Raw genomic sequence first — 8,929 nt, 5'->3', positions numbered from 1 at the left:
GCTGGTTCAGGCTCGCGCCCATTGACCAATATTCCTCACTGCTGCCTCCCGTAGGAGTTTGGACCGTGTCTCAGTTCCAATGTGGGGGACCTTCCTCTCAGAACCCCTATCCATCGAAGGCTTGGTGGGCCGTTACCTCACCAACAACCTAATGGAACGCATCCCCATCCTTTACCGGAATCCTTTAATAATCAGACCATGCGGAATGATTATCCCATCGGGTATTAATCTTTCTTTCGAAAGGCTATCCCCGAGTAAAGGGCAGGTTGGATACGTGTTACTCACCCGTGCGCCGGTCGCCAGCAAAGAAAGCAAGCTTTCTTCCTGATGCCCCTCGACTTGCATGTGTTAAGCCTGTAGCTAGCGTTCATCCTGAGCCAGGATCAAACTCTTCATTGTAAAAGTATTGTTATATATCCCGTAAGGGATAATATTAGCTCTGTTCAGGATGTCGAAAATTTATTGACGGTCATTTTTTCATATACCTATATAATAAGTATTGACGGTTCTAAATTTACTTGTACTACTTGTATTGTTTATCAATTTTTCAAAGAACTCTTCTTTTCGATTGTGCTTCGTTTCAAAAGCGGGTGCAAAGGTAAAAGGTTTATTTTAAAACACCAAATGTTTTGGAAGTTTTTTTAAAATATTCTCCCGGTCTGTTCTCTGGCTCTCTTAGCGAAAGGGAAAGGCACCGGAATAAACACCTTTTATCGCGAATCGAACTGCAAAGATAACGAATTTTAATATTAAACTCCAAAGAAAAAGGAAATTATTTTTGTTGTTCGTTAAGGCAATCAATACGCGGCTGCAACATGTCAATTTCAATCGGCTCTCCCTCTCTTGGAAAGCGGGTGCAAAAGTACGCGATTTACCAATACAAGGCAAATATATAAGGAAGTTTTTTTCATAAAAATATAAATTTAGATGTAAAGGACTGAGGGAGAGGCAGGTTTTAGAGCATACTTTAAAAAGAAGGAAAAAGGGAGGGCCAAGGGGACACATTATTATAATATATAGAGGGGGAATTTTCAGGAGATAAAGGAAAGGATATGTGCTACGAAAGGGAGGAGAACGAGTGTTTTGGGGTGGAATTGCGGAGAAAAATAGGGGATTTAACGGGAGCTTGACGGAATTTAAACGGGAGTTAAACAGAAAATACGGCGGGATTTTGACGGGAATTGAATGGGAATTGAACGGAATCCAAACGTTAACATTGTTAATGCAGTTGGGGAGACATTTATTTTAGGGGCGGAAATAACAAAGCTTTTGCTTCGAAAAGACTTGTTATTTGAAGACAAAAGGCTTGATTTAACCCCCTGTTAAATCAAGTGACGGGAGGAGAAGAAACGAAAGAGAGAAAAGGATTGAGAATGAATACAATAGAGAGACAAGGGGTTCTTTTTTAGAAAAAGAGATAAGTAGTGGGCCGAAAGGGATAGTTGCGATTAGAACAAGTATGGGTGCAGCGGATTTTCAAAAGTAAGGTTTGGAGCGGAAGCGGGAGGAGTGCAATTACAAAAGACAAGAGAATAGCAGGACAGGCACAAGTTAAAGAAAGAAAGTATCAAAGATTGGATCATAGATTAAGAATCGGACATAAAAAGAAAGCACGTCTTCAAATATCCCTAAAGCAAATGTCTTCCTGTTAAAATCACCCTTTCAGGAAACAAAATCCCCTGCCCCATGTTACTTAACCAACTTAATTTTTATAACCTAAACCAAAAGAATTATGGCTAAAGAAAGTGTAAAAATCCTGCAAGGAAAGCTCGATGTAAAAAGTTTGATTGATCAGCTGAATGCTGCATTATCTGAAGAATGGTTGGCATACTATCAATATTGGGTAGGTGCATTGGTAGTGGAAGGTGCTATGCGCGCAGACGTACAAGGTGAGTTCGAAGAACATGCTGAAGAAGAACGTCACCACGCACAATTGATAGCAGACCGAATCATCGAATTGGAAGGTGTTCCGGTACTCGATCCGAAAAAATGGTTTGAACTGGCCCGCTGCAAATACGATTCTCCAACAGCATTCGACTCTGTCAGCCTACTGAACCAAAACGTTTCTTCAGAGCGTTGCGCCATTCTCCGTTATCAGGAGATTGCCAACTTTACAAACGGTAAAGATTACACCACATGTGACATCGCCAAACATATCCTGGCTGAAGAAGAAGAGCATGAACAGGACTTACAGGATTATCTGACTGATATTGCCAGAATGAAAGAATCGTTTCTTAAGAAATAAATAATGGTTTCTTCAAGAATGGAAAGAGGGAATACTCCGTCCGGGGTAGTTTCCTCTTTTTATTGTTACTCCTCACTGTAATAATCACCTTTCCTCTACTCCGCAGACATACCTAAATAATCATATTTTATGCACTCCGACCGTGACAAAACAAAAAACTATGCGACTTATGGGATGAATTTCAACTCAATTATTTATCTTTGTTAGCTTTAAAAAAGCTGGCATAAAAACAATATGTACAATGAAAGATTTCTTTAAATTTACGCTTGCTACATTGACCGGTATCGTACTATCGGGCATTGTTTTGTTTATCATCGGAATTGCGACGCTTGTCGGCATCATTTCGTCATCGGATACAGAAACTGTGGTAAAGAAGAATTCCGTAATGATGCTCGACTTGAAAGGTACACTGGTTGAGCGCACTCAGGAGAGTTTAGAAGGTTTACTGGGTAAATTTACCGGTGAAACAGCCGATACATACGGACTGGACGATATACTGGCTTCAATCAAGAAAGCTAAAGAAAATGATAACATCAAGGGCATTTATATACAAGCCTCATGGCTGGATGCTTCGTACGCTTCGCTACAGGCGATACGTAAAGCATTGGATGAGTTTAAGGAGAGTGGCAAATTTGTCGTAGCATATAGCGACAATTATACGCAAGGACTTTATTATCTTTCGAGTGTTGCCGACAAAGTGATGCTCAATCCCAAAGGCATGATCGAATGGCGCGGACTCGCTTCAGCACCTATTTTCTATAAAGATCTATTACAGAAACTGGGAATTGAGATGCAGGTATTCAAAGTAGGTACTTACAAGTCGGCAGTGGAACCTTTCACCTCCACCGAGATGTCTCCGGCCAACCGGGAGCAGGTTACAGCTTTCATCGGTTCTATCTGGAATCAAATATTGGATGGTGTTTCCGCTTCACGCAAAATAGGAAAAGATTCATTAAATATGTATGCTGACCGTATGCTGATGTTCTATCCGTCAGACGAAAGCGTAAAATGCGGACTGGCCGACACGCTGATTTATCAAAATGACGTACGCGACTATTTGAAAACACTTGTGAAAATCGATGAAGATGATCGCCTGCCCATCTTAGGGCTCGAAGAGATGGTTAACATTAAAAAGAATGTTCCTAAAGACAAGAGCGGGAATATTCTGGCTGTTTATTATGCTTCCGGTGAGATAACCGATTATGCCGGATCAGCAGCGTCTTATGAAGGTATTATAGGTAGCAAAATGATTCGCGACCTGCGTAAACTGAAAGAAGATGACGATGTAAAAGCTGTTGTATTACGCGTAAACTCTCCGGGAGGAAGTGCTTTTGCGTCCGAACAGATCTGGCATGCCGTAAAAGAGCTGAAGGCTAAGAAACCGGTCATCGTCTCAATGGGCGACTATGCCGCATCCGGTGGATATTATATCTCTTGTGCTGCCGACAGTATCATAGCCGAGCCAACCACTCTGACGGGTTCTATTGGAATCTTCGGCATGATTCCGAACGTTAAAGGATTAACCGAAAAAATCGGATTGACATATGACGTAGTAAAAACCAATCAATTCTCAGACTTCGGCAATCTGATGCGCCCGGTAAACAGCGATGAAAGAGCTTTGCTACAGATGATGATCGGCCAAGGATATGATTTATTTGTAAGTCGTTGTGCCGAAGGACGCCATATGTCTAAAGATAAAATTGAGAAAATAGCTGAAGGACGTGTATGGACCGGAGAGATGGCTAAAAAAATCGGATTGGTAGACGAATTGGGTGGAATAGGTAAGGCACTGGAAATAGCTGCACAAAAAGCCGATTTAAAAGGATACACCATTATATCCTATCCTGCCAAAAAGGATATTCTGTCTACGTTGCTTGATGTCCAACCCGGTAATTATGTAGAATCCCAAGTGCTGAAAAGTCAATTGGGAGACTATTATAAAGATTTCAGCCTGCTGAAAAATATAAAAGAACGCGCCATGATTCAAGCACGCGTTCCGTTTGAACTGAATGTGAAATAGCAAACTGCATGAAAGAAAACTCTATCAAGATACATAAATGGCTATATCCTGCTTCATGGTTATATGGGGCAGGAGTAGCATTACGAAATAAACTCTTTGACTGGGGAAAACTTCAGTCAAAGAGTTTTAATGTTCCTATTATTTGTATCGGGAACATCGCAGTGGGCGGTACGGGTAAAACGCCGCACACAGAGTATCTGATAAAATTGCTTCATGATGAATTCCAAGTGGCTGTATTAAGCCGGGGGTACAAGCGCCATACCAAAGGATTCGTACTATCAACAGCAGAAAGTGACGCCCGCAGTATTGGCGACGAGCCTTATCAAATACAATCGAAATTCTCCGATATCCGGGTAGCAGTTGACGAAGACCGCTGCCATGGCATCGAAAGGTTACTCACACTTAAAGAGCCTCCGGTCGAAGTTATCTTGTTGGACGATGCGTTTCAACATCGATACGTGAAAGCAGGACTAAATATTCTTCTGACAGATTATCACCGTCTGTTCTGCGATGACACCTTGATGCCTGCGGGACGCTTACGGGAGCCTGCACAAGCCAAAAATCGGGCACAGATAGTCATCGTAACCAAATGTCCGCCGGATATCAAACCTATTGACTACAATATTATTACGAAAAGGTTGAATCTGTTCCCCTACCAGCAGTTATATTTCTCGTCTTTCCGATACGGAAACCTGCGGGCAGTCTTTCCCGATTGTGCCACTGTACAAGAGAGAAAATTATCCTCCTTACAGACAGAGGAACAGATACTGCTAATTACCGGTATTGCATCTCCCGATACGATCATCCGTGAATTGGAAATACATACACGGAACATCGACTTACTCGCTTTTAGTGATCATCATAACTTCAGCCAGCGAGACTTGGCGCAAATAAAAGAGAGATTCGGTAAATTAAGAAAAGGGCAACGCCTGATTGTCACAACCGAAAAAGACGCGACACGCCTGATATACCATCAGGAACTGGATGATGGGCTGAAACCATTTATTTATGCCCTACCCATTGAAGTAGAAATATTACAAAATCAACAAGATAATTTTAACCAACACATTATTGGCTATGTTAGAGAAAATACAAGAAACGGCAGCCTTCCTGAAAGGAAAGATGCACACAAGTCCTGAAACAGCAATCATTCTGGGAACCGGACTTGGCAGTCTGGCAAACGAAATTACCGAAAAGTATGAAATAAAGTACGAAGATATCCCCAACTTTCCTGTGTCTACCGTAGAAGGGCACAGCGGTAAGCTTATTTTTGGTAAATTGGGTAATAAAGAGATTATGGCAATGCAGGGACGCTTCCATTACTACGAAGGTTATTCTATGAAAGAAGTGACTTTCCCGGTACGCGTGATGCGTGAACTGGGTATCAAAACATTGTTTGTGTCCAATGCCAGTGGCGGCACCAATCCTGAATTCGAAATCGGTGATCTGATGATTATCACTGATCATATCAACTATTTCCCCGAACATCCGTTACGTGGTAAAAACATCCCGTACGGTCCCCGTTTCCCGGATATGAGCGAGGCATACGATAAGGAACTGATCCGCAAGGCAGATGCCATTGCAGCAGAAAAAGGCATTAAAGTACAGCACGGAATATACATCGGTACACAGGGACCCACATTCGAAACACCTGCAGAATACAAACTGTTCCATATCTTAGGAGCTGATGCGGTAGGAATGTCTACTGTCCCCGAAGTGATTGTAGCCAACCACTGCGGCATCAAAGTTTTCGGCATTTCCGTCGTAACAGATCTTGGGGTAGAAGGAAAGATTGTAGAAGTATCACACGAAGAAGTTCAGAAAGCAGCCGATGCTGCCCAGCCGAAGATGACCACCATCATGCGCGAACTGATAAACCGTGCATAGATACTTCCTTATCATAAAATAAGATATATGAGAACAGAGATAGCAACCTTAGGTGAATTCGGACTGATCAAGCATCTCACCGAAGGAATTAAATTAGAAAATGAATCAAGCAAATATGGAGTAGGCGACGATGCAGCCGTCCTCTCCTATCCTGCCGACAAGCAAGTGTTGGTGACTACCGACCTCTTGATGGAAGGTGTACATTTCGACCTAACCTACACGCCGTTAAAGCATTTGGGATACAAATCTGCTGTGGTTAACTTCTCCGACATCTATGCGATGAATGGAACGCCCAAACAGATTACAGTTTCACTTGCTCTCTCCAAACGCTTCAGTGTGGAAGATATGGATGAATTTTACTCCGGACTCCGTCTGGCATGCCAACAATATAAAGTCGATATTGTAGGTGGTGACACCACCTCTTCTTTGACAGGGTTTGCCATCAGTATCACTTGTATTGGTGAAGCCGACAAAGATAAAGTAGTTTACCGTAATGGCGCCAAAGATACCGACTTGATCTGTGTCAGTGGCGACTTAGGTGCCGCCTATATGGGGCTGCAACTGTTAGAACGCGAAAAAGCAGTCTTTAAAGGCGAACAGGATGCTCAGCCGGATTTCTCCGGAAAAGAGTATTTGTTGGAACGACAGCTCAAACCGGAAGCCCGCAAAGACATTATTGAGAAACTGTCCGCCGCAAATATCGTTCCGACTTCTATGATGGATATCTCTGACGGACTTTCTTCGGAGCTATTGCATATATGTACTCAAAGTAAAGCAGGTTGCCGTGTCTACGAAGAGCATATCCCTATCGATTATCAAACAGCAGTTATGGCAGAAGAGTTCAATATGAACCTCACCACCTGTGCCATGAACGGTGGTGAAGATTATGAACTTCTTTTCACTGTTCCCATTGCCGATCACGAAAAAGTATCGGAAATGGAAGGTGTCCGCCTGATCGGACATATTACAAAGCCCGAATTAGGCTGCGCACTGATCACACGCGATGGTCAGGAATTCGAGTTAAAAGCTCAGGGATGGAATCCCCTACAGGAAAATAAATAAAAAAATCAGAAAGAAAAACTCTGATAATAAGCAGAATAGCTTTTTATCAGTGTTTTTTATTACCCTAAGGTTTGCAGAATTAAAAATTTTCACTACCTTTGCAACCGCAAACAAGAAAGGTGCCATAGCTCAGTTGGTAGAGCAAAGGACTGAAAATCCTTGTGTCCCCGGTTCGATTCCTGGTGGCACCACTTTAAAAGATTAGCAATCGGTTGTTTTGCAAAGCAAATCCCTGTATTTCAAACAAATACAGGGATTTTTTATTTCTTGCTCCCAACTAAATAGTACATTTCAACACATTTCAAAATGCTAAATTCGTGTGTATTATTGGAATCCCTAAAAATTGCACACGAATTTGATTATAAATCACTCGTTTTCATCAATTTACCCTATTCTTTAAGTGCACACGATTTTAATGTTTTACACTAAAAAATGAGTAGATATGAAACAGAACACATTCAGTATTATTTTTCTTATCAGAAAAACAAGATTAACGAAAAGAGGTGAAGCGCCTATCCAAATGCGTATTACAGCCAACGGCCGGTTTATAGAGCTAAATACTCAACGCAAAATAGAACCCGCCAATTGGAATCAAAAGAAAGAACGGGCCACCGGCAAAACTCCGACCCACCAGGAAATCAATCGATATCTGGAATGGCTACGTACCAGGGCTTACGAAATTCAAAAAGAACTATTTGATCAGAATGGCTATGCTGAGCCTGTGCTTATCAAAGAATATCTCCAAGGCAAGCATAATACATGCAAAATGTTTTTTGAAGTATTCGAAGAGCATAATGAACAGATGTCACTCCTGATCGGAAAAGAGTATAACGAAATAACCCTTCGCCGTTACAGGCTCTGCCTGCGTTATTTTAAAGAAATGTTATCCGAGGAAACAAAGGTTGAAGACATCCCCATTAAAAACGTTACAGGTGAATTAGTCCGCAAATTTGAGGCATTTCTGAAAATAGAAAAGAATTGTGCTCAAAACACAGTGATACGTTACATGAAATGCATGAAGAAAATAACAAACCTGGCTTTAGCAAATGGATGGATAATAACAAACCCCTTTGCCAGCGTGAAATTCAAAGAGAAGAAGGTTATCCGGGATTTTCTCACTATCAATGAGCTGAACATGCTTAAAGACAAAGAATTCGAAATTCCGCGTTTGGAAATAGTCCGGGATGTATTTCTGTTTTGTTGTTTCACCGGATTAGCCTTTATCGATGTATACAACCTAAAAAGTGAACATATCATTGAAGATGCGAAAGGACGGAAATGGATTCACAAACAACGCCAGAAAACGGATGTCGAATTCTTTGTTCCACTATTGGAACTGCCATTGGCGTTAATTGAGAAATACAAGGATCACGCTTTATGCAAACAGTCAGGAAAGGTACTTCCTGTGTTTGCCAACCAAAAAATGAATTCCTACATCAAGGAAATAGCTGATTTTTGTGGCATCAAAAAGCATCTGACAATGCACATAGCCAGATACACATTTGCCACAACCGTCACCCTGGCCAATAACATCAAACTCGAAAACGTATCTAAAATGCTGGGGCATACAACGACCCGTATGACGGAGCATTACGCCCATGTACTCAATGAATCCTTGGCTAATGATATGGATAAACTTTCAGGGATAATATCTCAATAAATGAAATTAAAAGACGAGTTCCACCTACTTTCTCGAGTTTTTGGAACTCTTCGAC

At 41.6% G+C, this 8,929-nt stretch carries 6 protein-coding genes, 1 tRNA gene and 1 rRNA gene; 7 read left to right on the top strand and 1 reads right to left on the bottom strand.

The annotated features are described in order from the left end of the window. Positions 1–399: ribosomal RNA gene (locus tag ISX59_RS14000) — 16S ribosomal RNA — on the bottom strand; the annotation flags it as partial. A gap of 1,333 nt (positions 400–1,732) precedes the next feature. Here ISX59_RS14000 and ISX59_RS13995 point away from each other — a divergent pair. The 7 genes from ISX59_RS13995 to ISX59_RS13965 all read left to right on the top strand — a co-directional run bounded on the left by ISX59_RS13995 (position 1,733) and on the right by ISX59_RS13965 (position 8,874). Continuing rightward, positions 1,733–2,245 (top strand): ferritin-like domain-containing protein, encoded by a 513-nt coding sequence (locus tag ISX59_RS13995; protein ID WP_005782541.1) that lies wholly within the window; start codon positions 1,733–1,735, stop codon positions 2,243–2,245. A gap of 241 nt (positions 2,246–2,486) precedes the next feature. Continuing rightward, positions 2,487–4,265 carry a signal peptide peptidase SppA gene (gene sppA, locus ISX59_RS13990; protein ID WP_032530609.1) on the top strand — a complete coding sequence of 593 codons (1,779 nt, stop codon included), beginning with the start codon at positions 2,487–2,489 and terminating at the stop codon, positions 4,263–4,265. An 8-nt stretch (positions 4,266–4,273) separates the two neighbouring features. Then, positions 4,274–5,404: a tetraacyldisaccharide 4'-kinase gene (gene lpxK / locus ISX59_RS13985; RefSeq protein ID WP_032530607.1), complete on the top strand. Its 1,131-nt coding sequence runs from the start codon at positions 4,274–4,276 to the stop codon at positions 5,402–5,404. Continuing rightward, positions 5,343–6,152 (top strand): purine-nucleoside phosphorylase, encoded by an 810-nt coding sequence (locus ISX59_RS13980; protein ID WP_005789915.1) that lies wholly within the window; start codon positions 5,343–5,345, stop codon positions 6,150–6,152. The genes lpxK and ISX59_RS13980 overlap by 62 nt, the downstream gene beginning before the upstream one ends. A 27-nt stretch (positions 6,153–6,179) precedes the next feature. Further along, on the top strand, positions 6,180–7,214 hold the full coding sequence (gene thiL, locus ISX59_RS13975) for a thiamine-phosphate kinase (protein WP_005789917.1): 1,035 nt from the start codon (positions 6,180–6,182) through the stop codon (positions 7,212–7,214). Positions 7,215–7,332: 118 nt separating this feature from the next. Then, positions 7,333–7,405, top strand: a tRNA-Phe gene (locus tag ISX59_RS13970). Between the two features lie 251 nt (positions 7,406–7,656). Next, positions 7,657–8,874, top strand: a complete 1,218-nt coding sequence (locus ISX59_RS13965; protein ID WP_032530312.1) for a site-specific integrase — start codon at positions 7,657–7,659, stop codon at positions 8,872–8,874. Positions 8,875–8,929: the final 55 nt, after the last annotated feature.

The sequence above is a fragment of the Bacteroides sp. FSHCM14E1 genome (assembly GCF_019633785.1).
GTDB lineage: Bacteria > Bacteroidota > Bacteroidia > Bacteroidales > Bacteroidaceae > Bacteroides > Bacteroides hominis.
Note: the sequence above shows the minus strand (reverse complement) of the source record. Positions and strands in the feature narration are given on the sequence as shown.